The 25,441-nt window shown below is 54.5% G+C and carries 18 protein-coding genes and 6 pseudogenes; 8 read left to right on the top strand and 16 right to left on the bottom strand.

Going from position 1 to position 25,441, the window contains the following annotated elements; translation table 11 throughout:
* The first annotated feature begins 266 nt into the window (after positions 1–266).
* Positions 267–1,173, top strand: a pseudogene (locus tag SGP1_RS02610) (IS110 family transposase).
* Positions 1,174–1,497: 324 nt separating this feature from the next.
* On the opposite strand, the gene SGP1_RS02605 reads toward SGP1_RS02610, so the two are convergent.
* Both SGP1_RS02605 and SGP1_RS02600 read right to left on the bottom strand, forming a co-directional pair.
* Positions 1,498–2,172, bottom strand: a complete 675-nt coding sequence (locus SGP1_RS02605; RefSeq protein WP_050747363.1) for an EAL domain-containing protein — start codon at positions 2,170–2,172, stop codon at positions 1,498–1,500.
* Entirely contained in the window at positions 2,172–2,807 is a 636-nt protein-coding gene (locus SGP1_RS02600; protein ID WP_158302315.1) for a CSS-motif domain-containing protein, read from the bottom strand. Before SGP1_RS02600 ends, SGP1_RS02605 begins: the two co-directional genes overlap by 1 nt.
* A gap of 625 nt (positions 2,808–3,432) precedes the next feature.
* Here SGP1_RS02600 and SGP1_RS02595 point away from each other — a divergent pair.
* Positions 3,433–4,170 carry a LuxR family transcriptional regulator gene (locus SGP1_RS02595; RefSeq protein ID WP_011410148.1) on the top strand — a complete coding sequence of 246 codons (738 nt, stop codon included), beginning with the start codon at positions 3,433–3,435 and terminating at the stop codon, positions 4,168–4,170.
* Positions 4,171–4,313: 143 nt separating this feature from the next.
* Here SGP1_RS02595 and SGP1_RS02590 read toward each other — a convergent pair whose 3' ends face one another.
* A complete protein-coding gene (locus SGP1_RS02590; RefSeq protein ID WP_011410147.1) occupies positions 4,314–4,943 on the bottom strand; it encodes an acyl-homoserine-lactone synthase in 630 nt (209 codons plus the stop codon).
* A gap of 479 nt (positions 4,944–5,422) precedes the next feature.
* Between SGP1_RS02590 and SGP1_RS02585 the strand changes: the two are divergent.
* A pseudogene (locus SGP1_RS02585) lies at positions 5,423–6,303 on the top strand (SDR family oxidoreductase).
* 264 nt (positions 6,304–6,567) lie between these two features.
* Here SGP1_RS02585 and exbD read toward each other — a convergent pair.
* Entirely contained in the window at positions 6,568–6,996 is a 429-nt protein-coding gene (gene exbD / locus SGP1_RS02580; RefSeq protein ID WP_011410145.1) for a TonB system transport protein ExbD, read from the bottom strand.
* Positions 6,997–6,999: 3 nt separating this feature from the next.
* Positions 7,000–8,010 (bottom strand): tol-pal system-associated acyl-CoA thioesterase, encoded by a 1,011-nt coding sequence (gene exbB / locus SGP1_RS02575; RefSeq protein ID WP_424141135.1) that lies wholly within the window; start codon positions 8,008–8,010, stop codon positions 7,000–7,002.
* A gap of 355 nt (positions 8,011–8,365) precedes the next feature.
* Between exbB and metC the strand changes: the two genes are divergently transcribed.
* From metC to SGP1_RS02560, 3 genes and pseudogenes are all read left to right on the top strand, one after another.
* The gene (gene metC / locus SGP1_RS02570; RefSeq protein ID WP_011410143.1) at positions 8,366–9,562 is read left to right on the top strand and encodes a cystathionine beta-lyase; all 1,197 of its coding nucleotides are present in this window, start codon (positions 8,366–8,368) and stop codon (positions 9,560–9,562) included.
* Between the two features lie 147 nt (positions 9,563–9,709).
* Complete coding sequence (locus tag SGP1_RS02565) at positions 9,710–10,372, top strand: DedA family protein (protein ID WP_041867343.1); 663 nt, start codon at positions 9,710–9,712, stop codon at positions 10,370–10,372.
* Between the two features lie 153 nt (positions 10,373–10,525).
* Positions 10,526–11,290, top strand: a pseudogene (locus tag SGP1_RS02560) (aldo/keto reductase).
* Between the two features lie 216 nt (positions 11,291–11,506).
* On the opposite strand, the gene ftsP reads toward SGP1_RS02560, so the two are convergent.
* From ftsP to parC, 3 genes are all read right to left on the bottom strand, one after another.
* Positions 11,507–12,928 carry a cell division protein FtsP gene (ftsP, locus tag SGP1_RS02555; RefSeq protein ID WP_011410140.1) on the bottom strand — a complete coding sequence of 474 codons (1,422 nt, stop codon included), beginning with the start codon at positions 12,926–12,928 and terminating at the stop codon, positions 11,507–11,509.
* 230 nt (positions 12,929–13,158) lie between these two features.
* On the bottom strand, positions 13,159–13,893 hold the full coding sequence (locus SGP1_RS02550) for a 1-acylglycerol-3-phosphate O-acyltransferase (RefSeq protein ID WP_011410139.1): 735 nt from the start codon (positions 13,891–13,893) through the stop codon (positions 13,159–13,161).
* Between the two features lie 155 nt (positions 13,894–14,048).
* Positions 14,049–16,322, bottom strand: a complete 2,274-nt coding sequence (gene parC / locus SGP1_RS02545) for a DNA topoisomerase IV subunit A (protein WP_011410138.1) — start codon at positions 16,320–16,322, stop codon at positions 14,049–14,051.
* Between the two features lie 272 nt (positions 16,323–16,594).
* Between parC and SGP1_RS02540 the strand changes: the two genes are divergently transcribed.
* The gene (locus tag SGP1_RS02540) at positions 16,595–16,906 is read left to right on the top strand and encodes a putative quinol monooxygenase (RefSeq protein WP_011410137.1); all 312 of its coding nucleotides are present in this window, start codon (positions 16,595–16,597) and stop codon (positions 16,904–16,906) included.
* Positions 16,907–17,327: 421 nt separating this feature from the next.
* Here SGP1_RS02540 and mtnK read toward each other — a convergent pair.
* Positions 17,328–18,527 (bottom strand): annotated as a pseudogene (gene mtnK / locus SGP1_RS02535) (S-methyl-5-thioribose kinase).
* Between the two features lie 154 nt (positions 18,528–18,681).
* On the opposite strand from mtnK, the pseudogene SGP1_RS02530 reads away from it, so the two are divergent.
* Positions 18,682–19,332, top strand: a pseudogene (locus SGP1_RS02530) (hypothetical protein).
* A gap of 97 nt (positions 19,333–19,429) precedes the next feature.
* Here SGP1_RS02530 and SGP1_RS02525 read toward each other — a convergent pair.
* From SGP1_RS02525 to SGP1_RS02490, 7 genes and pseudogenes are all read right to left on the bottom strand, one after another.
* Positions 19,430–19,975: a 1,2-dihydroxy-3-keto-5-methylthiopentene dioxygenase gene (locus SGP1_RS02525; RefSeq protein ID WP_011410136.1), complete on the bottom strand. Its 546-nt coding sequence runs from the start codon at positions 19,973–19,975 to the stop codon at positions 19,430–19,432.
* Positions 19,975–20,598: pseudogene (locus SGP1_RS02520) on the bottom strand (acireductone synthase). The gene SGP1_RS02525 and the pseudogene SGP1_RS02520 overlap by 1 nt, the downstream one beginning before the upstream one ends.
* The gene (locus tag SGP1_RS02515) at positions 20,595–21,197 is read right to left on the bottom strand and encodes a methylthioribulose 1-phosphate dehydratase (RefSeq protein ID WP_011410135.1); all 603 of its coding nucleotides are present in this window, start codon (positions 21,195–21,197) and stop codon (positions 20,595–20,597) included. Before SGP1_RS02515 ends, SGP1_RS02520 begins: the two are co-directional and overlap by 4 nt.
* A 383-nt stretch (positions 21,198–21,580) precedes the next feature.
* Positions 21,581–23,476, bottom strand: a complete 1,896-nt coding sequence (gene parE, locus SGP1_RS02505; RefSeq protein WP_011410134.1) for a DNA topoisomerase IV subunit B — start codon at positions 23,474–23,476, stop codon at positions 21,581–21,583.
* Positions 23,477–23,570: 94 nt separating this feature from the next.
* Positions 23,571–24,152: an esterase YqiA gene (gene yqiA / locus SGP1_RS02500; protein WP_011410133.1), complete on the bottom strand. Its 582-nt coding sequence runs from the start codon at positions 24,150–24,152 to the stop codon at positions 23,571–23,573.
* Positions 24,152–24,979 (bottom strand): 3',5'-cyclic-AMP phosphodiesterase, encoded by an 828-nt coding sequence (gene cpdA, locus SGP1_RS02495; protein ID WP_011410132.1) that lies wholly within the window; start codon positions 24,977–24,979, stop codon positions 24,152–24,154. Before cpdA ends, yqiA begins: the two co-directional genes overlap by 1 nt.
* Positions 24,980–25,006: 27 nt before the next feature.
* Entirely contained in the window at positions 25,007–25,432 is a 426-nt protein-coding gene (locus tag SGP1_RS02490; RefSeq protein WP_011410131.1) for a DUF1249 family protein, read from the bottom strand.
* Positions 25,433–25,441 lie beyond the last annotated feature (9 nt).

Genomic DNA, 25,441 nt, shown 5'->3' with positions numbered 1-25,441 from the left:
CATGCCCCGCGTCTTACTCTCCGGGACCGGGACGCAAATTATTTTGCCGCAGTGGGTTTTCTGCCGTCGCCGTGGCTGTTGCGTCCCCCCTTGTATCTTGAAATTTAGTTAGCATAGTGACGAATAGATTTGGCAAGGTGTATGTAGTCTGATTCATCCCAGGGTTTATAGCCCGTAGAGAAGCTAATGACGCCTATACTGAGCCACTCATCTGAAACCCGAACAGTTGTCCGTACTCCATAACGTATTTGCAAGGATGGGTAATAATGAGTCTGCCAAATCCACTTTTTGTGGGAATTGATGTTTCTAAAGCGACACTGGACATTGCTGCCAGCAGTGATATTGCTCAGTTTACGGTCAGTAATGACTCTGACGGACGGTTTTGATGCTATTACTGATGAACTGAGAAAGTATCCGGTGGTGTTGGTTCTGATAGAGGCCACTGGTGGACTTGAAGCTGCCGTGGCCTGCTCGTTTCAGACTGAAGGCTTTGACGTCGCGGTGGTCAATCCCAGACAGGCTCGTGACTTTGCCCGCACTATGGGCTATCTGGCAAAAACGGACCATATTAATGCACGGGTGCTTGCACAAATGGCGGAGGTCACTAATCGACATCCAGGGCGGGAACGCTTTATCCGTGCCATGCTGGATGCGGAGCGTCAGGTTCTTGCTGCGATGGTAGTGCGCCGACGCCAGCTAACAGCGATGTTGATTGCTGAGCGTAACCGTCTTTATCCCGTTCATCCACAGAGCAGGAAAAGTATCAATATCATCATCAAAGCGCTGGCTGCCAGACTGAGCAGTATTAAAGGGGTTGGTACGATGACGGTTGCAGCGTTGCTGGCGGAGGTTTCCGACCTGGGTAGCCTCTCGAGACGAGCCATCAGCGCGCTTGTAGGCGTTGCTCCCATAAACCGGGACTCGGGTACCATGCGGGGCCGGCGAACCATCTTTGGCGGAAGGGGCGGAGTCCGAACAGCGCTTTATATCGCCGCACTTGTCGCAACCCGCTTTAATCCGGTGATAAAAGCATTTTATACGCGGCTGCTTGCAGCGGGAAAAGCCAAAAAAGTCGCTCTGGTTGCCTGTATACGTAAACTTCTGACTATCCTGAACGCGATGCTCAGAAAGAACGAAGAGTGGGATGAATCGTACCATCACGTTTCTCTATAATTTTATCGTTCAAGACAGTTGCTTGTATTACAAACAACATTCAAAATTACAAACAACATTCAAAGTATGACTATAATGATGATAAGACGCCATACCCTTCAGAAAACAGGACACGTATTCCCTCAGCATCAAACCGCAGACGGCACACTCAGACGTTGAGAAATAATGATGCAGCGTAACGATTTCTGTCTACGCAAGGGCTAATAGTATTGGTTCGCAAATCCGAAAACGCCAATAAATAAAATTTCATATAATTTAAATCATAATGTTAAAAATTAATAGATAGATTAAAAATAATATTACCACACACTAGCTAAACACTTATTAATGCAGTCCGTAGTTAACTTGATTTTGCAAATGCCCGGTGGCTGGCAGCGAGAGTGAGAATGGATCGCGACCCGTGACCAGATCGGTGGCGCTGTCCTCCAGCCCTATCATTGCGACAAAGGAACGGTCAATTTTCAATAAATTAATCTGCATGTTGCCCAAGTATGAGAGCCCCGAGTAGCCAGTGCCAAAATCGTCAATGGCAATGATAACGCCAAGGGCTTGTAACGAGGCAAGAACATGGCGGGTCGCGGCGTTAAATTCAATATACTGCCGCTCTGTCAGCTCCAGTACCAAAAGAATACGGCGCCGATGCACCTTATGAAGAAACTGGCGACAATCTTTGACGATGTAATCGCTTTGCAGGTGGATAGCCGCTATATTGAACGCGACATGGAGCGTTTCGTCGTCTGCACGCCAATGTTGCGCCAAATCATCCGCCACTTGCGCCATTAATTTTGCCGTCAATGGGAGAATTAAGCCAGAAGTTTCGGCCAGCGGGACAAAAACGTCGGGCGAGATAATCCCATCCACAGGGTGTCGTCGCCAGCAAACCAGAATTTCCACGCATGAACAATAGCCTCGGGCAACGTTCATGACAGGCTGGTAGTAGGCCTCGAATTCATTACGTTTCAGGCCGAGCATCATATGATGAATTAACAACGCCATCATCAGCGCTCTATGGCGGCAACCAGCAAAATCATATGTCCGTCGTTAATGAGAAAATAACTCCAGGGCACTCCCGGGGTCATCACCGCCTGCAATCGATAGGGGTAACGCGCCGAAGCGCCGGTAACAATATGCCTATGCGGGTCTTGAGCGCCGAGGGGAGTATGCGTACCGGCCGGCGTGAGTAAGGTGTCTCCTATCGCCAGAATCACCGGGCGGGACGGGCTGAGCGTATTCATTATTGTGCGCAAAGTGTGGGAATCGATGATGACCACCGCGCGCGGTTGTCCCCGGCGCTGTTGCAATACGATCTCCGCCGCAGCGGGGCCGGCATGCAAGCTTAGCGCCGCCCCTTTCCACCGGCGGGCATGGGTGCCAGCGCCTCTTTTATCACGGTTACCGGCAGCGGAGAACAATAGAGGCCATTTTGAGCCGCCAAACTGACCGAGCGGCAAAGGATACTGCCTGGCAAGGCCGCTTAACGTTTCAAGCACCGTCGCACAGGGGCACCCTGCCAGCATCAGCGCCTGTTGGGCGGCCTTATCGCCATTGTCCATTACGGTATCGATAAAACCGACCAGGCTATGGATATCATGACGCGCCTGCGTTTTACTATTTTGCTGGGAAACAAACAGCACCACCACGATGGACAAAATAAAAGAAGAGGAAAGGAATCCCCCCTACAAGATAAAACGATAATTGTTCATAACCCTCGCCGGCACCGCGATTTCAAGTATCCTGCGCATATTCTTCTTTCCTGATGTCGGTCTTGATGCGCGGGTACCTCCCAGCAAAGAGGAAGTCACCTCGATGGCATGAAGAAGTATAAAGTAAACCCGCACACCTGTCAGCCTCGCCGGGTGCGGCATGTTTGCATCATCGCGCGCCGCCAAAAAAATAGGCAGATAATTAGATTCTAAGTTCATATTATTATATATTTAATGATTATTTAAGTTACTTTTGGGTAAATACCCTCCCAACAATAAAATTTGACTTATTGTGAAAATAACATGATACTAAATAATAGATACATGATATATTTATCGACACACACATTAGCCAAAATTTTTTTCGTGTCAAGAATATAAAAAATTATTAAACAAATAAGTTAATAAAAATCTATATTTTTTTATGTACGCATAACCCTTGACGAGCATGGTTTGTCTGTTGCTCATTTTCTGTTGGCAGTCTTTGCCCAGAAAATTATCCTTTTGCGCCTCAATATACTGCCTTTATCACTTAAATCAAACGATGAGAAGCAAAATGTTCTCAATAATTAAGCCATTTACATCTCGGGAAAACGGTCTGGTCACCGCAGAAATTCATGATCTTCTCCAGCATGAAATGAATATCAATCAGCCTATCCGCTTCGCCTATTTTATTTTCAACAAATCCCAGGATGAAAAACCTGTCATTTATTCAAACTACCCGAAAGAATGGGTAGAGAAATACATGAAAAATAAATTATATAAGCAAGATCCCGTTCTATTGGTTGCCAGCCAAAAGATTATGTCTTTTCCTTGGCAAAAGAATTACTTCAAGAAGACCAAACACCAAAAAAGTAATATTTTCGCCCAAAGCTCAGAATACAACATTACTCGCGGATATACTTTCCCTCTGCACGATCATGAAAATAATCTGGCTATGCTTAGCCTGTATACTGAAAGCGATCCCGACCAGTTGATGAAATGTATTAGCGACCATGAGGATCGTTTATATCTGCTATTTCTTTCCATTCATAACCGGTTCCTGGCTGAGAAAGCGCAGCAGACCAACACATCAAATACTAAAATAGAAAAAAGACTGACCTCTCGCGAAATCGAAGCGCTGCATTGGGCAAGTATTGGTAAAACTTATCGTGAAATCGCCATTATTATGGGCATAACAGAAAGTACCGTGAAGTTCCATATTGGCAACCTTATTGTTAAGCTCGACGTCATTAATGCAAAACACGCTATCAAAAAAGCGACGGACCTGCACTTGCTTAATTTTAATGAATAGCTATCTAACGCATTGTCAATGGCTCAAGGAATATATTGCCGGACATTATTCTTTAAGGCCTCGGATAGCTCACGCCATTGACAATCAATATCTGTCATAAGTCGGTCAAGCGTTATCCATTGATGGGTATTTACAAGGAACTATTACAGATAAACCGGCCATTTCTTCAGGTAATATTCATCACAATAATGATAGCGCCGAATATATTTGATTAAATTTGCCTGGCTATCGTCATCAATGGGAAGCCGCAGCAGGTAGACAGGTTCGTCCTTTTCAGAGCTACCAATGGTTTGAACCTCTATGAGCCAGCCACTGCGTTTAAGAATGGTGTACATCGATCGGCTGCACACCGTCAATATCCCTTTCATCCCGACGGCGCGGGTGTAATTTATCATTCCCAGAAACAACAGATGGCAAAAAGGCAGCTTCGTTTCGGTCAGCGACTTGACTCTGTCTTTATCGACAAAGAAGCGGCTTGACTCAAACAGTGCATCATCGGCTGGCGCTTCGTAACGAAAAAAATCGCGAAAGGGGCCGGTAATCATGTTAGGGTATTTCATGCTGATAAACCGTACGCTGCAGATCAATTCACCGTTATAACACCCAAGCAGATAGTGAGTGTTTTCGTTATCGTACTCGTCAAATTCACGCTCTCCTTTACATGAAACCTTCCAGTTCAAACGATCTTTAAACGTCCTTTTGCGCAGGAGATATAATTCCTCCAGCCTGTCATTTATTATATCCTTGTATTCTACGTTGATTAAATTAAACATAGACAATCCTTTTATCATTATAAATAAAAATGAGCAGAAGATATTTAAAGCGTATTTATAGTATCAGTAAAGAAATTAACTAACAACCTGTACTAAAGTTCAGGTTATTAGCGTCCTTAGCGGCGAAAATGACTATATTAAATTAGGGTTCAGAGGAGAGATCGGCTGAGGAAGAAGGGAATGATAAGAACAATCACATCGATTCCATCATAGCCAAAAAACGCGCGCTGAAGCAATCTCACTTCTTTGCTTAAAATCTCTTATAGAACGCTGCCGTCGCGCTGATAATAGGGCACTTTCGTAGAAAATGCATATAAAACACATGAGATTTTTTAACCGAAAATTATTATATTATTTACTTAAGCATAATTTGGCATCGACGAATTTACTTAACCTGATAGTAATTAGAAAAATTGGCAAACATTAACTAACCTTATAGCTATCTATCAGCATAACTTTCACAACATATTGAGATAATAATGGCTGATTATGACCAATATAAAATGCAGAATCCTGTGACTCAATATTCAAAAGACGGCTTCTCCAAGCAGCAGCAAAATCCGCCCGGTCTGCAAACCGACATGACACCCGTTCCTGATTGCGGTGAAAAAAGTTATCGCGGTAGCGCTCGTCTTGAAGGCCGCAAAGCATTGGTGACCGGCGCCAACTCCGATATCGGACGCGCAGCGGCCATCGCTTTTGCCCGAGAGGGCGCCGACGTCGCCCTCGCTTATCATCCCAGCGAACATAAAGATGCCGAACAGGTAGCCGAGCTGGTGAAAGAAGCCGGTCGGAAAGTGGTCTTGCTCACCGGCGACCTGCGCGACGAATCGGTCAATGTCAAAGTAGTGGAGGACGCGCTGAATCAGTTAGGCGGACTGGATATTCTGGCGTTGGTGGCCGGAAAGCAAACCGCGGTGGAAGATATCGCCGATCTCACCACGGAATAGTTCCGTGAAACCTTTGAAACCAACGTGTTCTCTTTGTTCTGGATGATCAAGGCCACCCTGCCCCATTTGCCGCCCGGCGCGTCGATTCAAGCCTATCAACCCAGTCCGACGCTACTGGATTATGCCTCGACAAAAGCCGCCATTCTCAACTTTACCCGCGGCTTGGCCAAGTAGGTGGCGCAGAAAGGCATTCGCGTCAATTGTGTCGCCCCGGGACCCATCTGGACCGTCTTACAGGTGGCCGGCGGTCAGCCCACCGAGGCGCTCCCTTCATTAGGTACCTCGACCCCACTGGGCCGAGCCGGGCAGCCCGCGGAGCTGGCACCGATCTATGTGTATCTCGCCTCGCAGGAATCCAGCTTATGACGGCGGAGGTGCATGGCATCACCGGGGGCAATCATTTGGGGTAAGGGAAAGACCAGGAGCGGCGGCGCTCATCGCGTTTGACGGTGACATGTTTAGAAGAGAACTGGGGAATCGACAGGATAGGCTGGGTCGCCTTGTATAAGGGAAGTTGTTGCGCGCCAGGTTGACCGGCGGGGCCGTGGGCCCATCATCACATCGACCAACGGCAACGTTAGCTGTTCAGACGCCGGGCCGCGGGTGCGGCCGGCGCGTTTTGGCGAGTCAGGAGAACGCTAATAGAGACGTTGGCGACAGGGTGTGCCAGCACATTACCCCTGACCGGGGGACTCCAATCCCACCAACCCGACTTTAAAATAGCCCGCCTTGCGCAAGCTATCCATTACCGACATCAGAGTGGCGTAGTCCACGCTCTTATCCGCCTGGAAGAATATCGGCGTTTCTTTATTGCCCTGGGTCTGTTCGTCCAACATCTGGGCGAGTGTCGCCATAGTTACCGTCTTATCGCCGATATAGAGCTGTTTGTCCGCTTTAACCGATAAATATAACGGCTTGTCCGCCGGCCGCGGCTGAGGCTTCGCGGTGGAGTTCGGCAAATCCACCCTGATATCTACCGTTGCCAAGGGTGCGGCAATCATGAAAATAATCAGCAGCACCAGCATGACATCGATAAAAGGTGTAACGTTGATATCGTGCATTTCGCCGTCGGTATCAACATCCTCATTTAAATGCATCGCCATTACTTATCCAACCCGAAATTTAGTCACCTGCGCGGATACTTGGCTGCCCGCTTCGGCGGCCAGATCCAGATCGCGGCCGAGCAACAGCAGGAGTTGCGCGGCACAATCCCCTACCATCGCTTTGTAACCGGCGATGGTCCGGGCGAAAACATTGTAAATAACCACCGCCGGAATGGCGGCAAACAGACCGATGGCCGTCGCCAACAGGGCTTCAGCAATACCGGGCGCGACCACCGCCAGATTGGTGGTCTGAGTATGGGCGATACCGATGAAACTGTTCATAATGCCCCAAACGGTGCCGAACAAGCCAATAAAGGGCGAAATTGCGCCAATGGTGGCCAGAAAACCGTTACCTTTCCCCATGGCGCGGCTAACGCCGGCTACCCGACGTTCTAAACGAAACGCCACGCGCTCTTTTATCCCGTTGTTGTCGCTGAGACGGGCAGACAGATCCAATTCGTTGGCGGTTTCGGCCAGTAGACTGACGCTCAGGCTGCGGGGGGAAAAATTCGCCGCCACTGTCGTGGCCTGATCCAGACTACGCACGTCTTTCAAAAGCAGCAACTCACGGCGCAGGCGCCGTTTGACCGCCAGCAGTTCGGCGCCCTTGCCGAAAAACAATGCCCAGGTCACCACTGAAGCCAGCAGCAGGCCGATCATGACAATTTTCACCACCACATCAGCATGTTGATACATGCCCCAAACGGAGAGATCCATTTGCATCAGTTGCTGTTGCGCAGGCGTCGCCCCCACGGGAACCTGCATCGATAACGGCCCGCTGGTCGCCGGCTGTGCGGCGGCAGGCGCCGGGGTGGTATTGGCCGCGCCGGCGTCGGCCGCGGCGGCATCAGATTGCGTGGCGGCAGTGGCTGGCGCGGCGAGGGCGTTGCCCGCCACACCTGAGCCCAGAAGCAGGCTCAGGAAAATGGCGCGCAACATCGGGGCGAATACAGCGCCTTGTCCGGTTGATGCACCGCTCAATGATAAGTTCTGTTGCTTAACAGCCGATTTCACGCTGTCCTCCACCCAATACTGATCCAAGAATAATTCAGCCAGAATAATAGCAAATGAGATAAGAATTGATAGTAGTTCTCATTATTATTTGTGCTTGGCACACGTCACGCGCGGGGTAATGTCAGGGTAAATTTGTCACCGCACCATCAAACCCTATCGCGGTGGTAAAAGTGCCGTTGAGATAGCTTGGGGTGCCCGCAAGCGGTCAAGCGTGACCACAATGCCCGCAGGGATCCAATAACGAAAAGGCCGGCAAAACGTCTGCCCCGCGCCCGACATAAGTGATAACCTGAATCGGATGATCTCCGCCGCCACGTACGGCATAAAATTTCTGGCAAAAGGCAAAGCGCGCATAATGACGTCGAAGAAATTAGAAACGGTGCTGATAAGCGCCGGCAGAAAACCTGCTTTCACGCAGGGTTCAGTGAACCCGATTATCCAGCGGGCATCCTCGCTGGTATTTGATTCCGTCCAGCACAAGAAAAAGGCCACGGCGGGACGCGCCAGCGGCGAGTTGTATTACGGTCGGCGCGGTACGCTTACCCATTTTTCCCTCCAGCAAGCGATGGTGGAGCTGGAAGGCGGCGCCGGCTGCGCGTTTTATCCGTGCGGTACCGCCGCGGTCAGCAACGCGATTTTGTCTTTCGTCTCGGCGGGCGATCATATTTTAGTCACCGGTTCGGCTTATGAGCCAACACAGGACTTTTGCCGGCAAATACTCGGCAAAATGAATATCACGACCACCTGGTTCGATCCGCTCATTGGCGCGGATATCGGCGATCTGATTCAGGATAATACGCGGGTGGTGATGCTGGAATCCCCAGGATCCATTACCATGGAAGTACAAGACATTCCCGCCATTGTGCGTGCGGTGCGCGCCAAAAATCCCGATATCATCATTATGTTGGATAATACCTGGGCGGCAGGCGTACTGCTTAAGGCGCTGGATCTGGGGGTTGATATTTCTCTTCAGGCCGGCACCAAATATCTTATCGGCCATTCCGACGCCATGATCGGCACCGCCGTGGCCAACGCGCGCTGCTGGGACCAATTACGCGAGCAATCCTATCTGATGGGCCAGATGGTTGACGCCGATACCGCTTATATGGCCGAGCGAGGGCTGCGTACCCTTGGCATACGGTTAAAACAGCATGAAGAAAATGGCCTGCGCGTGGCACGCTGGCTGACGCAACGCCCGGAAGTGGCGGTCGTCAATCATCCCGCGCTGCCGGGGTGCAAAGGCCACGAAGCCTTTCTTCGGGACTTTACCGGCGCCAGCGGGTTGTTTTCCTTCGTCCTCAAACAACGATTAAGCGATGATCAACTGGCACATTATCTGGATCATTTTACACACTTTAGTATTTCTTACTCTTGGGGTGGCTTTGAATCACTGATAATGGCGAATCAGCCGGAAGAACTGGCGGCTATCCGCCCCGCCGGCGGCGTCGATTTCACCGGCACGCTGGTACGACTGCATATCGGCCTGGAGAGCTGCGAGGATTTGATCGACGATTTAGCCTCAGGCTTCGCCCGCATCGCGTCATCTAAGTGATGAAATCGCGTTTATACGCCGATTCATCGCCGGTTGACGCTTTGCTGACTAAAATAGATTAAAAAAATGTTTGGTTGGGTGATGGATCAAGGACTGCAATCCGGCGTGGCGCTAAGCTGTCGATAAAATGTGAGTAAGAAGGTTGAGATAAATCTACTAGAAGAGATTATCCGGGCGCTCTGGCATCAGGATTTTGCCGCTTTGGCCGATCCCCAGATGATTTGGGTGGTCTATGGGGTAATATTTACCACACTATTTTTGGAAAATGGACTGCTGCCGGCCTCCTTTCTGCCGGGTGATAGTCTACTGCTGCTCTCAGGTGCGATGGTTGCCAAAGGCGTTATGGCGTTCTTTCCCACGCTGATTATTCTCAGCGCGGCGGCCGGCCTTGGCTGCTGGTTTAGCTACCTGCAAGACCGCTGGCTGGGAGACACGCGTATCATGAGAAGCTGGCTGCCCCATTTGCCTGCCCATTATCATTTGCGCGCTTACACCATGTTTAATCGCCATGGCCTGACCGCGCTGCTGGTCGGTCGCTTTCTAGCTTTTGTGCGCACGCTGTTGCCCACAATGGCCGGCATCTCCGGCCTTAGCAATACCCGTTTCCAGTTGTTCAATTGGTTAAGCGCGCTAATCTGGGTCACCGTGCTGGTTTCGCTCGGCTATGCCATCAGCCATGTGCCGATGGTTAAGCATCATGAGGATAAGGTGATGATGGCATTAATTATCCTTCCCCTCGTGCTGCTGGTCACCGGCCTGATAGGCAGCGTGCTGCTGATTATCCGCCGGCGGCGAGTCAAAAACGCCTAAGCGCGTCACTGCACATGAGCGCCAACGCCTGTCGCGCGCGAGGCAGGCGAGTGGAAATCCGCTCCATAACTGGCTTTCGGCGTAACCTATTCCCTTACTCATAACCTTCGCCTCCCCGCGTGGGTGTGGCGGTTGGACAAAAAAGGAGAAATCATGACAACGCAACCCACGGTCACATTCCATGATGGACACACCATGCCACAATTGGGTTTGGGTGTCTGGAAAGCCACTAACCAGGAAGTCGTCAGTGCAGTTGAGGCGGCGCTGGATGCCGATTATCGCTCCATTGATACCGCGGCGATGTATAAAAATGAAGAGGGTGTCGGTCAGGCGCTGCAGGGTGCAACGATGGCGCGGGAAGATCTGTTTATCACCACCAAACTATGGAACGGTGATCAAACCAGAGTGCCCAAGGCTATTGAGCAAAGTCTGACCAAGCTGCGGCTGGATTATGTCGATCTTTATCTGATGCATTGGCCGGTGCCCAGCCAGGATAACTATGCACAAGCCTGGCGCGAGATGATGAGGCTTAAGGAGGAAGGGCTGGCAAAGAGCATTGGGGTGTGTAATTTTGAGCCGCATCATCTTCAGCGCCTGCTGGATGAAATCGGGGTGGTGCCGGTAATCAATCAGATCGAGCTGCATCCGCTGTTACAACAACAGGCATTGCGGACCTTTGATGCCCGCCACCAGATTTTGACCGAATCTTAGAGCCCTCTGGCGCAGGGGGGCAAAGGGGTATTTGATCAGGCGATCATCCGTGAACTTGCGGAAAAATATAGCAAAACGCCGGCGCGGATCCGCGCCAACTTTGCTGTGTTTGACTTTAATCTGGCGCAAGATGACCTGGACGCCATCGCCAAGCTGGACTGCGGCAAACGGCTGGGTTCACATCCGGATACCATGGCGGCAGTCTGATGCGAGGATTTACCTGACGCCGACCATCCAGGTTGTGCCGAACTTCGGCATAGAGAAGCCCGGTTGTACCGGACTTCGGTGGCCGAGTGATGGCAGTGATCGAGACCGGCGCAGACAGCGTCCCTGCCACGCTGGCACCGGCAGCCTTATCGGCGTGCGCCGCCCATGGCGTTCAGGCTGTACCCTGTGAACAACGGCGCAGCCTGTAGGCCGCCGTTACCCCACAGACTGGGGCCGTACCACAAATTGCCCCGCGGCGCCGCGATCGGCCATCTCCAACGTCTGGCTGTAATAGAGATAAGGAAAGTGATCCGGCGCCACCTGTGGAAACCACACCAGCAATTCAACCTCGTTATCAACCCACACGGTATCCTTCCAGCCCTGATCTTCCGGTAACGGCGTATTACCATTAACACGTTTAATCAAAAAAGCCACGCCCTGGATATGAAACGCCTGCGGGGTATTGGTGTGAACTATCCAGCGCTCAAAACTGCCCTGTAAGCTCTGGAAATCGTTACGGCTCATATTCCATAGCGCACCATTGATATCAGGCGTAGAGCCGCCGAGCGAAAACTCGCGGGTGCGGCTGATACCGCCGTCAATGAGCTGGTCGGACAGCAAACGCATGGGCAGGTTATCGGTGACCAACGGCAGCAGCCCCGTCGGTTTGAGCGTCAACACCGTGGTATTGACCAGTATTGAAGAGGGTTCAAAAAAGCCGCGAACCCTGTCCATCAGGCCGGCCGCTTCACCTGCGGTGATGGCCACCTCTTCTCCCTTGGACATATCGATAAGAATTTCACGCCGCTCGCCCGGCGCCAGCGACAGTCGGATCACCGGGACCGGCGCCGGCAGGAAACCCTGATCGCCGGCAACGACATGCATGGCGCGGCCGTCGCTCAGTTGCAGCTGATAGCACCGGGAATTTGAGGCATTGAGCAACCGCAGACGCACCCAACCGCGCGACACTTCCACAAACGGGCTCTGCGCGCCGTTCACCAGTAGCGTATCACCGAGAAAACCGCCGCTAGCGGGAGGGTTATAGACCGGCTGACCAAAGTTATCCAGCCGTTTGTCCTGGATAATGAGCGGGAAGTCATCGACGCCATAATGGTTTGGCAGCGGCAGCACTTTACTGACCGCGTCTTCCACCAGCCATAGCCCCGCCAGGCCGTTGTAGATGTGCGGCGCCATCCGGTTCGGGGTGTTGGCATGGTACCAGCAGGTGCCGGCCGTTTGCCGGATGGGCAGCACTGGCGACCAATCCGCCCCTGGCGACATCATCCTTGCCGCCCCACCCATGAGCGTGCCGGGCACCTGCAGGCCGCTGACGGTCATCGCCACGGGTTCCGTCAGGCGGTTATTATAAATGATATTGACGTCATCGCCATTGTATACCCGCACCGTCGGGCCAAGGTAGCCGCCGTTAATGCCCCAGGTGGCGGCGCGCCGACCGGCGGCAAAGGTCCAGTGCAAGCGCTGCAGCGTTAGAAATAACGGCTGGCCACGGCGCGACTCAAGCAAAGGGGGGATCGGCAGCGCAACGGGCGTTTCGGCGGCTTGCGCCTGCAGCGGCAACGCGCTGGCGGCAAGGGTAGCCCCCGTTGCCTGAATAAACCGACGCCGACTAAGTGACATATCTGCTCCATTAGACACGGCAAAGCTTTTCTCGTAGTGTCCGGCCTGGGACAGGCCGAAAAATCGTCAATCCTACCCCGGGAGCAACAGCGCTACAGGGTCTTTTTCTGGACGTACCACGGCATCAGTGTTATGGCTCCGACGGCCGCCCCGGGGGAGGCACGCTCGGCATCGGCCTGCTGCGACGCTGCACTGCGGGCCGCGTCCCCGGCGTCGCGGGTCGGGCGCGCTTAGCGCTCCAGGGATTCCCACCGAGCCACTTCCGCATTCAGTTCGTCGAGCTTGTTTTTCATTACATCCCGACAGTGTCTGGTCAACGCGCGCACCTGCTCCCGGCTGTAGCCTGACGTTTCCACCGGCGGCAAAATTTCGATAATAACCAATCCATTGGACCAGCGATTGAGTTTAATTTTGTTTGAGGTATTGGAAACACAAATCGGCACAATAGGAACTCCAGCGGCAATGGCGGTATAAAATGCCCCGGTTTTGAACGGGAGCAAACCGCGACCGCGGCTGCGGGTGCCTTCCGGAAACATCCAGATGGAAATATTGCGCTTTTTAATGCTCTGCACGATTTCGGTAAGCGTGTTGTGGGCGCGGGCGCTGTTATCGCGATCGATAAGCAGATTACCGGTGAGCCAGTAAAGCGGTCCGAATAACGGTATCCACAGCAGGCTTTTTTTTCCCACCGTGACAGTGCGGGGCTGCACCACGTACGCGGCGGTGACCATATCGTAATTGTTCTGATGATTGGCGATATAAATGCAATTTTGCGGCAGCGTCACGCCTTCAGGACGACGGACTTCCACCCGAATGCCAAACAGAGGCGACATACGGCCGAACCAGCGGCCAAAGGTAGCAACATGACGAGGGTCTCGCGGGCTGAACAAGCAATAAATCAAGCCAAAAACGCAGATCAATATCGACAACAGCATCACCAGAATGGTGCGAACAATAGCGAGCATAGTTACCTCTTAACCTTCAGCCGTCGCTAGTATACCGGCTTCCTAACAAAATACACGGTTATTCCCCCCGTGTCCGGGTGGCGGTTGAAAACAGAGAAGATCATCACCTATTCGCCTAGAGAAACCGACCGGACGTCGCCCGGTCGGTGTGCCTATCAGGCCGTTTCCTCGTCGCCGACGCCGGCCAGAGGATCGGTGATTTCCACCCGGTCGATATGTTGCAGTCCGCGCGGCAACAGCGTCCCCTTACGCCCGCGCTCGGCGCTGAATTTCTGCAAATCTTCCGGTCGCAGAGTCAGCTTGCGTTTGCCGACGTAGAACGTCACAGAAGCTTTGGTTGACAGGAGATACAGGCCGGCAAGACGATCTTTGCCCGCCGCCGCATCCGCGGAGGGGATGGAGATGATTTTATTGCCTTTACCTTTCGACAGCTGCGGCAGATCGTCGACCGGGAACATCAGCAGGCGACCAGCTTCGGTTAACGCCAATAGCTTATCGGCCGCGCCGTTTAGCCACAACGGCGGCATGACTTTGGCGTTTTCCGGTAAGGTCAACAGCGCCTTACCGGCGCGATTGCGCGCTACCAGATCGCTGAAACTGCACACAAAGCCGTAGCCGGCATCGGAGGCCATCAACAGTTTTCGCTCGTCGGCGCCGGTGAGCATCTGCTCAACCGCCGCGCCCGGCGGTAACGTCAGCTTACCGGTCAGCGGCTCGCCCTGGCCGCGCGCCGAAGGCAGGCAGGCCGGTTCCAGCGCGTAGCTGCGTCCGGTGGAATCAATGAATACCACCGGCTGATTGCTCTTGCCACGCACCGACGACAGATAATTATCGCCGGATCGGTAACCGAGCCCGCTCGGATCAATATCGTGGCCCTTGGCGCTGCGCACCCAGCCCATGGTCGAGAGGATCACCGTCACCGGCTCCGACGGCATAAGCTCATTTTCGCTCAGCGCTTTCGCCTCGCCGCGCTCTATCAGGGGCGAGCGGCGCGCGTCGCCGTAAGCGGCGTCGTCCGCCTCGATTTCTTTTTTCAGCAGGTTGCTCAGCTTGCGTTCCGAGGCGAGGATCGCCTGGATTTTGTCGCGCTCTTTCTCAAGCTCATCCTGTTCGCCGCGCAGCTTCATTTCTTCCAGTTTGGCCAAATGGCGAAGTTTCAGCTCAAGGATGGCATCGGCCTGCGTCTCGCTCAGCTCGAAGCGCTGCATCAGAACCTGTTTTGGCTCGTCCTTGGTACGGATGATGTGGATCACCTCATCCAGGTTGAGGTAAGCCACCAGAAGGCCGGTCAGGATATGCAGCCGGCGCAGGACTTTTTCCAGCCGGAAATTCAGGCGACGGCGCACGGTATCACGGCGATAAACCAGCCATTCCGACAAGATTTCATGCAGATTTTTTACCGCCGGCCGGCCGTCCAGCCCGATCATGTTCATGTTGACTCGGTAGCTGCGTTCCAAATCGGTAGTGGCAAACAGATGGTTCATGACCTGCGTCAGGTCAACGCGATTAGAGCGCGGGACGATGACCAGACGGGTCGGGTTTTCATGGTCAGATTCGTCGCGCAGATCCTCAACCATCGGCAATTTTTTTGCGCGCATCTGGTTTGCTATCTGTTCCAGCACCTTGGCGCCGGACACTTGGTGCGGCAATGCGCTGATGACCGCCTCGCCGTCCTCGACGGTCCACAACGCGCGCATCCGCACGGAGCCACGCCCGGTATGATAGATTTTGCGCAGATCATCCTGCGGGGTAATGATTTCTGCTTCGGTGGGAAAGTCCGGTCCCTTAACATGTTCCAACAATTGCTCTAGCGTAGCGGCAGGATTGCCCAACAGCGCAATCGCGGCGGCGGCCACTTCATTGACATTATGCGGCGGTATATCGGTCGCCATCCCTACCGCGATGCCGGTGGTGCCGTTAAGCAACACGTTCGGCAACCGCGCCGGCAGCATTTTCGGCTCGTCGAGCGTGCCGTCGAAGTTGGGCACATAGTCGACCGTGCCCTGCCCCAATTCACCGAGCAACACTTCGGCATAGCGGGACAAGCGGGATTCAGTGTAACGCATGGCGGCGAAGGATTTGGGATCGTCCGGCGCCCCCCAGTTGCCCTGGCCATCCACCATTGGATAGCGATAGGAGAAAGGTTGCGCCATCAACACCATAGCCTCGTAACAGGCGCTGTCGCCGTGAGGATGGTATTTACCCAGGACATCGCCGACGGTGCGTGCCGATTTTTTGTATTTCGCGTTGGCGTTCAGTCCTAGTTCCGACATGGCATAGACGATGCGGCGTTGCACCGGTTTGAGCCCGTCGCCGATAAACGGCAGCGCGCGGTCCATGATGACGTACATGGAATAGTTGAGGTACGCGTTTTCGGTAAATTTATGCAGCGCCAGGCGTTCGGCGCCGTCATGAGTCAGCTCGCTCATTGATGATTATTTCCTCTGACCGCGGTATGGCCACGTGAGCAATCACATCCCTACACCGCGGGTATGGGGTTCGTGAACATGATACTACCCTATACTCCCCCTCGCTGTCACAGTACTCGCGCGGGCGCCAAACGGTTGGCGTGGCTAAAGCGCCGACGCATTCAGTATAATAAGTGGGTCGAATCACGGGTGTGATAAAATATCACGGGCATCCGGCCCGCGTCTTTGGTTAACTATTGGCGCCCCCAAACGAATGTCAAACAGAGGAAGCGATGATCACGGTAATTGCAGAAATCAAAGTCAAACCGGGACGAAGAGAAGCGGTTTTAGCCGCTATCGAATCGCTCAGGCCAAACGTACTGGCCGAAGACGGATGCGGCGAATACACCTTGCTCACCGACTATAAAGCGCAAATACCGTGGCGTAAAACCACACCCGACTCAATCTTTATGCTGGAACAATGGAAGAGCATCCGTCATTTGGAGCAACACCAGCAAATGGCGCATATGGATGCCCACCGCGCCAATATTCGTGACGATGTGATGGATGTGACTTTTCATATTCTGGAGAAACGTAACGCCTGAAGTCGGCAGTCATGACCGAAAGGCGGTAAGCGGCAGCTTACTCTTTTTATCCCCACGTTACGCGAGGCGAAGCGGCAGGAGGCTGGCGCTAACGGGTATGCCATTAGCGCCGGTCGGCATCAGAAGATCAATTTAAACACACCGGTCAACGTCAGCAGGCCGACGATAAAAATAATGGCAATTATCCACAGAAATATTTTCATTCCCTGTTCCTTCTTGTTAAGTGAGTATCGTTTTGACCATAATTCCATGATATCGTTATTTAAGTATAGAAGAGGAATCAGGATTTATCGTATCAATAGCAAGAAAATTGTCCCTCGCGCAACGGACAGCGCCGGACAGAAAGCCATTCCGCCCATGCCGGTGCGGGCCGTGCGTGCGAGGGAAAAACCGGCGCCCGGCCCCAGGTAACGGCAGCCGCTCAGGCATGTTGACGTATGCGGGCATCCAACGTGGCGGCGTCGTGAATCTGTGGCGCAGCGAGGAGCAGCATTTTGCCCAGCGCCAGCGTCTGGCGCTGGCAGGCGTGGCGCATCCCGGCATCCTGAATGCCGTCAAGGTCGCTCACGTTCGCCGGCCCCACCGTGCGCCGGATAAGTTCGGTGCCGCAATAACCTATGGCATCTTGCAGCACTTCGCGCAAAAACAGCTGTACATAACCCGGTTCAGCCAGCGCGACATCCCGGCTCTTTTCCGCCGCCAGGGCGCGGAACCCTTCGCTAAACGCCTGCCAAACCACCTGGACGTCACGCAGACGCTGCTCGCGTCCCGCCGCGGCTTCGCGCAGCGGTAACAGCCCCGGCAAACCGCAATAATTAAGCAGCAAGTTGCCGATCGTGGTGCCGATATCAAAGCCCACCGGACCATAGTAGCCGAATTCGGCATCGATCACTTTCAGTCGTTCGTGGGCGACAAAAAGGGATCCGATGTGAATATCCCCATGCAGCAGCGATTCCGCTTTCATCAGGAAACGGTGCTTCAGCGCCGCCACCCGGAGCTTCAGTTCCCGATCGTTACGCAACGCCGCCCCGTCTTGCGCCAGCTCTGGCTCATAGGAGTTGCACTCATGGACGCGATAGGGGTCGGTAAAAAAACAGATCTTCCATTATCCGGCACATCTCAGGATTAGCGAAACGGGCAACTTCGTTTTTTTCTCTTCGGGGGGCTGATAAAAATCAGAGGTGTGAAACAGCGTCTGCGCCAGATATTCGCCCAGTTGGCGGGCGGCCTCAGGATACCAGCCGCCCTTGACCAGCTCGCTGTGCCAAATACGGTGGTCGGAAAGATCCTCCAGCACTATCGTCGCCAGTTGCGGATTATGATGCAGGACCCTCACCGTATGAGCCGGACAATAACGGCCACGAATCAACAGCGTTTCCGCCTCGATACGCGCGCGGTCAAGCGTTAACGGCCAGGACTCACCCACGCATCGGACATACGGCAGCGCCTGTTTGACGATGACCCGGCTGACGCCATCAGCATCAAGAATTTTAAACACCAAATCAAGATTGCCGTCACCGACCTCCTGCGCGGCGCAAAGCGTCTCGGGGTGGCTTAGGCCGGCAAAACGGCGGGCATAGACTACCGCGTCATCGGCGGTAAGGGTACGGTAAGCTGTCATAGCGACTTCCCTGATGAGCTGCAAAAGGCCGTAAAGGCGTAAAACCATGTGGACGTCTATACATCTTGATAGCATGTTCGCAGAATAGCAAACCAGATGCAATAACCAGATAGGGATAATAGCGATGCGGACGTTTAGCACTACCAGCCTGTAGGTGAGGGATAATCAGCTATGGATTTTGGATCAGCAGGCGCTGCCGCAGCAGCAGCGCTGGCATCCAGCGGAGAATGTGGCGCAGTTGGTAGAGCACATCCGCGCGCTGGGCGTCATCGCTCTCGCCCACCGTCAGGGCAATATCGCCCAGGTGTGGGTGGATGAAACCCGACCGCTGCTGCAGGGCGGCCGGCTTACCGCCTGGGAGCTGGGCAAACAGGGCATACCTTACCGGCTGATATGCGATGGCATGGCGGCCGACCTCATGGCGCGCGGCCAAGTGGACGCCGTCTGGGTCGGCGCCGACAGAATTGCTACCAATGGCGATGTCGCCAACAAGATTGGCACCTATAGCCTGGCCGTACTGGCCCGCTGGCACGGGGTGCCGTTTTAGTGTGGCAGCGCCCCATACCACCTGCGACGCCCGTTGCCCAGCGGCGAGGCCATCCCCATTGAGCAGCGCGACGACGCCGAGGTAACCAGCGTGGCCGGCAGCTTCGGCCAGTGCCAGTGGGCGCCGGCCGGGGCGGAGGTCTACAATCCGGCCTTCGACGTCACGCCGGCGGCGCTTATTGATGGCTGGGTGCTGGATACCGGCATCGTGACGCCGCAGCAGGTAGCAGAAGGGCTGTTCAGCCGGCCGTTAGGCTAAGGCGGTGTCGCGCCGGGGAAGCGGTTATTTTACCGGCAGACGCTGACCGAACCGGTCAGGCGGGCACTGCAGCCATGAGTAGCCCGCTACCGCTAACTTAACGCACCAAACGCGGATACTCATCAGCAATAGCATCTCCGGTAAAACGGGCAATCCACCCCTCCGGGTTGTCAAACACCCGGATAGCGGTAAAGCTGGGCGCTTCGCCCATATCAAACCAGTGCGCCGTGCCGGCCGGTACCGAGATTAAATCATTTTTTTCGCACAGTATTTGATAGATTTTTCCCTGTACATGCAGGCAAAACAGACCGGCGCCCTCGACTAAAAACCGTACTTCATCCTCGCCATGGGTATGCTCCGCCAGAAATTTGGTGCGCAGGGTCTCGCGCTGGGGATTATCCGGGCGCATGCTAATGACATCCCAGCTTTGATAGCCCTTTTCCGCCACCAGGCGATCGATCGCATCTTGATAGGCAGCGATAACCGTATCGGCGTCGGGGTTCGCCCCCAGTTCGCGATCGGTCTGCCAGCGCTCGAAACGCACGCCGATAGCGTTCAGCTCACGCTGGATGGCGTCACCCTCGTGGCTTTGCCAACGCGGTGCCGTGGCATCAGTATCAGAATAAATGGTCAGTGCTCTCATTAAACAAACTCCTGCAGGTTTATCTGATCAAAACGATGCGCCTGCGGATGGCTGCCTCCGGCGATATTCTCGTCGCGAATAAGCTGACAGGTACGCCATCCGGCAGCACGGGCTGCATCAAACTCCTGATAAACATCGGATAAAAATAAAATAGCCTCCAGCGGCAGCGCCAGTTCGGCGGCGATAGTCTGATAGGAGTCGCAGTGCCGTTTCGCGCCCACATGGGTATCAAAATATTGACTGAAGAGAGGTCGCAGATCGCCCTTGACGCTATGGCCAAACAGCAGCTGCTGCGCTTCGACCGATCCCGACGAATAAACGCCAAGCACCAGCCCCTACCGATAGCCTTCACTCCAGATAATGCCCTGCAGGGTTTTCAGCGCGGATGATTTTCGATCCTCAGCCATAAAACCGTACAGCACCGTCAACAGGTGCGCGTTGTCGGCATCATACCGACCGATCTCCGCGCGCAGCCCCTGTAAAGCCTGTGCGATCTCAGCATCAGCGGCGCGGGTTTGCACTACCTCCGCCAAACGTTCACGGACATAGGGGAACAGCACCTCTTGCACGAAGCGAATATCGCTGGTAGTGCCTTCAATATCGGTAATCACCGCCTGGATCATTGAGCCTCCAGCAGACGGCGGCGCCACTCGCACTCAAACAAAAATTCGAGACCTTCCAGATGGAGCCGGGCCTCGCGCACGTCCCGCCCCCAGCAGGTCAGGCCATGCCCGCACATCAAAAAACCATAGCGCAGGGGGGTTAGCGCATCTTGCAGGGCAATGCGCTGCACCAGCGCAGGAATATCCTGAGAATTATCAAAAACGGCAATCGCCACTTCCTCACGATGATCGGTTTGTCCCGTCAGCGATTTTTGCATCTCGTAACCGGACAATCGCAGAGTGCTTCCCTGCTCCGCCCGCGACAGCACCGTTGCGCTGACCGAATGGGTATGGAGAACGCAGCCGACCTCGGGAAATCGCCGGTAAAGGAAGGTATGTAAGCCGGTTTCAGCCGAAGGCCGGCGGCCGGGCTGCGCCGCGCCAGTCTGGATATCCACCGTGAGAAAATCGCCGGCGTCGAGGTGGCCTTTATCCAGGCCGGACTCGGTGATATAGCAGCTGTGCACGTCTCGCCGCTGCGACATATTGCCGCCGGTAGCCGGGCTCCAGCCCTTCGCCCCTATCCAACGACAGGCGGCGACCAGTTCAGCCAATTGCATGTTTTCCGCATAAGCGTCCTTGTATGATCCGCCGAAGAGGTGCCGTCCGGGAATCTAGCCATCTATATGTCTTGATAGCCAAATACTAACACCGACGCCCGACGCCAGCAACCTAACGTCGGCGCCTGCCGTGGAAGGGGAGGTTTAGCCTAAAGTGCCTGTTAAAAGCCTTTAACACCGAAATCCGGCGCTGTCAGGAGAGGACTGGGGAGGTAAAAAAACAGCTCGACGGCGTCTTGCAGGTTGCCCCCTCGGGCCACCGCCACCGCATAGCGCTGGCGATGAGCGGCTCGTAAGTATAACGTCAGAAAGCGGCTCCTAAGCATGACGCCATAAAGCGGAAACCCACGACGTCTGATGGACATGTCGGCAGTGCCAGTCGCTCAGACCTCGATTTCTGCTTCGTCGCCCTTTTCCTGCAGCCAGTTGCGACGGTCTTCCGAACGTTTCTTCGCCAGCAACATATCCATCATCGCCAGCGTCTGCTGCACGTCGTCCGCGCCGACCGTTAACTGCACCAACCGACGGGTATTGGGATCAAGCGTCGTTTCGCGAAGCTGCAACGGGTTCATTTCACCCAAACCTTTAAAACGCTGTACGTTGGGCTTGCCCTTTTTGCGCTTCAACTGCTCCAGCACACCGGTTTTTTCTTCCTCATCAAGGGCGTAATAAACTTCTTTACCCAGATCGATACGGTAGAGCGGCGGCATCGCCACATAAACATGCCCCTCTTCCACCAGCTTGCGAAAGTGTTGCATGAACAAAGCGCACAGCAGCGTGGCGATATGCAGACCATCGGAATCGGCATCCGCCAGGATGCAGATTTTACCGTAACGCAGCTGGCTTAAATCGTTGCTATCGGGATCGATACCCAGCGCCACCGAAATATCATGTACTTCCTGGGAGGCCAGCACTTCATCGGAAGAGACTTCCCAGGTGTTAAGAATCTTCCCCTTCAGCGGCATGATCGCCTGATATTCGCGGTCACGCGCCTGCTTGGCGGATCCGCCCGCCGAATCCCCTTCCACCAGAAACAGCTCCGTACGCACCAGATCCTGGGCGGTACAGTCGGCCAGCTTGCCCGGCAGCGCCGGCCCGCTGGTCAGCTTTTTACGCACCACCTTTTTCGCCGCGCGCAGGCGCCGCTGGGCGCTGGCGATCGCCAGCTCCGCCAGTTGTTCCGCCACCTGTATATTCTGGTTTAACCATAGAATAAAGGCATCTTTCACCACGCCGGAAACGAAGGCGGCGCTTTGCCGCGACGATAGACGCTCTTTGGTCTGGCCCGCGAACTGCGGATCCTGCATTTTCACCGAGAGCACATAAGTGCAGCGCTCCCAAATGTCGTCCGCCGACAGCTTGACGCCGCGCGGCAGAATATTACGGTATTCGCAAAACTCGCGCATCGCGTCCAACAACCCTTGACGCAGCCCGTTTACATGCGTTCCGCCCTGGGGCGTGGGGATCAGATTGACATAGCTCTCTGTCAGCAGTTCCCCCCCTTCCGGTAGCCATAACAGCACCCAATCCACCGTTTCGGTATCGCCGCTCACCGCACCGACAAAGGGTGTCTCCGGCAACGTGATAAGCCCGTTGATCGCTTCATTCAGGTAATCGGTCAGACCCGCCTCGTAGCACCAGCGCTGCTCGGTATTATTGACCCGATCCTGAAAAACGATTTCCACGCCAGGGCACAGTACCGCCTTCGCTTTCAGCAAATGGGTCAGGCGCGACACCGAAAAGCGGGGACTGTCGAAAAAATGTTCGTCCGGCCAGAAATGCACGCTGGTACCGGTATTACGCTTGGGACAGGTACCGACCACGCTCAGGTCTTCGACTTTATCGCCGTTTTCAAACGCAATGCGGTATACGTTGCCGTTGCGGCGCACCGTCACCTCGACCCGGGTTGACAGGGCGTTGACCACCGAGATGCCTACGCCGTGCAGACCGCCGGAAAATTGATAGTTTTTGTTGGAGAACTTACCACCGGCATGCAGCCGGCACAGGATTAACTCCACCGCCGGCACACCCTCTTCGGGGTGAATGTCCACCGGCATACCGCGCCCGTCGTCGGTGACTTCCAGCGACTGATCGGGGTGCAAAATCACATCAATGCGCCGGGCGTGGCCGGCAAGCGCCTCGTCGACGCTGTTATCGATGACTTCCTGTCCAAGATGATTGGGCCGCAAGGTATCGGTGTACATCCCCGGGCGGCGGCGGACCGGTTCCAGTCCGCTGAGTACTTCTATCGCGTCGGCGTTATAGCTTGATTGAGTCATGGCTTAAATCATATTTCGTGACAAATTGTTGGAGAGCCTACCGCAAAGGCCGGCCTTCGGGAAGCAGATATTCTGCGCCGCCCGGTTTGCGACCTCACCCGACGGTAAGCCTCAAAAAATGCACGATAGAGGAGAAATAATGGTCAAATCCCACGAATGCATGGTTACCGCCGGACTCGACGGTCTGGCGACAGTGGGTGTAGTAGGCCACCGCCTGGCGATAATCGAGGATCTCGTCGCAGCTTTGCGCCAGCAGCCAGATAAGATCCGGCGACTCCAGCACGTCGATCTGCATCACCTTTAAATCATAGATATGCCGTGGCGCCAGAACATATGTCTCGCCGGTGAAGGGGTTCAGGTTTTCCCCCAGATAGCCCGTGAGCAGATCAAACGGCCGCACCGCCGGATTGACGACCACCGCTGGCAACAAAAAGGATTGCGAGAGCCAGGTGGCGAAATAGCCACCGAGGGACGATCCGACCAGCCCCAGCGTTTCCCCGGCCCGCTCCATCACCAGGGTTTCCATCATTTCCGCCGCGTCGGCGGGATAAACCGGCAACTGCGGCACCAGCAGCTCAATCTCGGGATGATGGCGCGCAAGCCAGGCACCGAGGGCGTTGGCCTTGGCAGACAAGGGGGAACTATTGAACCCGTGGAGATACAGCAGCGTCGCCATCAGTAGCCTTCGTAATCGGTGTCGGGCTGGTGTTCGGCCCCGTCCAGCCGGTGCACTTCGGTCTGTAGCAGGCCGCCCGGCAGCAGGTCGAGATAGCGCCAGCCGGGACCAAGGGTATCAATGGTAAAATTGGTGCAGTGCGGCTTGAACTGCACGCAGGTGGAAGGCGTCGCCAGCACGCGCCGGCCCAGCCAATCAACGTCCAGTTCCTGATGAATGTGGCCGCACAGCAGGGTCTTCACCCGCTGATGGGGCTGTAGCACCTCCGCCAGCATATGGGCGTTGCGCAAGCTATGCTGGTCAAGCCAGATACAGCCGGAGGGGAAAGGATGGTGATGCAGCAACAGCAGCGTATGGCGCTCAGGCTGGCTGGCCAGCGCCCGCGCCAGCCACTCGAGCTGGTAGTCACTCAGTTCGCCGTGAGGCACGCCGTAAACCTGGCTGTCCAGCAGCAGCAATTGCCACTCGTCGCCTATCAACACCTGTTTGGCGCAGGAAATCCCGCACTCCGCCAGCACATCGACCATCGCCGGCTGAAAGTCATGATTGCCCGGCAGCCAGACACAGGGCGCAGGCAGCCGGGCTATGCCGGCGGCGAAATGCCGATAAGCCTGCGGCGAGTGATCCTGCGCCAGATCGCCCGTAGCGACCACCAAATCAAAATGCCGCTGTTCAGCCTGTACCGCCTTCAGCACCGCGCTGTAGCTGCGAAACGTTTTCACCCCGAGCAACGTCTCGTCCTCACCTGCAAATAGGTGAGTATCGGTGATTTGTAAAATCCTGATATTGGCCCCACGCGCCACAGGAAGTTTCAACAGGCTTTCCAAAGATTGTCCTTGGTTATCGAAATCTGCCTAACAAACGGGAACCGACATGGCACCATACGCCAAACAATAGCGTAGCCAGTCCGCAAGGAACTGGTTGATTTGATGTTTCTCATCACGTTGATGTAACTTTTTATTCGGATAATCATAACGCGCTTTGAAGCGAGAGATCTGCTGACTGGAACACACTTCCGCAACCATGGCGTCATGATAAAGCCTGACGGTCATCGAGGGCAGGCTCCAGTAGCTGGCGACCGGCGCAGTTTGGGTGATTTCCACAAGCGTCGTATAGCGGGTGGACTCCTGAATAGTCAGCCGGTAGCTAGCGCCATGCACCTGATAGGCGACGGTTTCGCCCACCTCATTAATCGGCGGCAGCAACCGGCGCAGCTGGGCGAAGTTTGTTTCGCACAACCGCATCATTTCAGGGAAATCGGACGTGTAGCGCTTCATCATTAATCGGCC

The organism is Sodalis glossinidius str. 'morsitans' (assembly GCF_000010085.1).
GTDB lineage: Bacteria > Pseudomonadota > Gammaproteobacteria > Enterobacterales > Enterobacteriaceae > Sodalis > Sodalis glossinidius.
This window is presented reverse-complemented; position numbering and strand designations above follow the sequence as displayed.

Coding starts and splice junctions, on each gene's coding strand:
- SGP1_RS02605 (WP_050747363.1), bottom strand. CDS start 2,172: ATGATGGCGTTGTTAATTCATCATATGATGCTCGGCCTGAAACGTAAT.
- SGP1_RS02595 (WP_011410148.1), top strand. CDS start 3,433: ATGTTCTCAATAATTAAGCCATTTACATCTCGGGAAAACGGTCTGGTC.
- SGP1_RS02590 (WP_011410147.1), bottom strand. CDS start 4,943: ATGTTTAATTTAATCAACGTAGAATACAAGGATATAATAAATGACAGG.
- exbD (WP_011410145.1), bottom strand. CDS start 6,996: ATGGCGATGCATTTAAATGAGGATGTTGATACCGACGGCGAAATGCAC.
- metC (WP_011410143.1), top strand. CDS start 8,366: ATGACGTCGAAGAAATTAGAAACGGTGCTGATAAGCGCCGGCAGAAAA.
- ftsP (WP_011410140.1), bottom strand. CDS start 12,928: ATGTCACTTAGTCGGCGTCGGTTTATTCAGGCAACGGGGGCTACCCTT.
- SGP1_RS02550 (WP_011410139.1), bottom strand. CDS start 13,893: ATGCTCGCTATTGTTCGCACCATTCTGGTGATGCTGTTGTCGATATTG.
- parC (WP_011410138.1), bottom strand. CDS start 16,322: ATGAGCGAGCTGACTCATGACGGCGCCGAACGCCTGGCGCTGCATAAA.
- SGP1_RS02540 (WP_011410137.1), top strand. CDS start 16,595: ATGATCACGGTAATTGCAGAAATCAAAGTCAAACCGGGACGAAGAGAA.
- SGP1_RS02525 (WP_011410136.1), bottom strand. CDS start 19,975: ATGAGAGCACTGACCATTTATTCTGATACTGATGCCACGGCACCGCGT.
- SGP1_RS02515 (WP_011410135.1), bottom strand. CDS start 21,197: ATGCAATTGGCTGAACTGGTCGCCGCCTGTCGTTGGATAGGGGCGAAG.
- parE (WP_011410134.1), bottom strand. CDS start 23,476: ATGACTCAATCAAGCTATAACGCCGACGCGATAGAAGTACTCAGCGGA.
- yqiA (WP_011410133.1), bottom strand. CDS start 24,152: ATGGCGACGCTGCTGTATCTCCACGGGTTCAATAGTTCCCCCTTGTCT.
- SGP1_RS02490 (WP_011410131.1), bottom strand. CDS start 25,432: ATGATGAAGCGCTACACGTCCGATTTCCCTGAAATGATGCGGTTGTGC.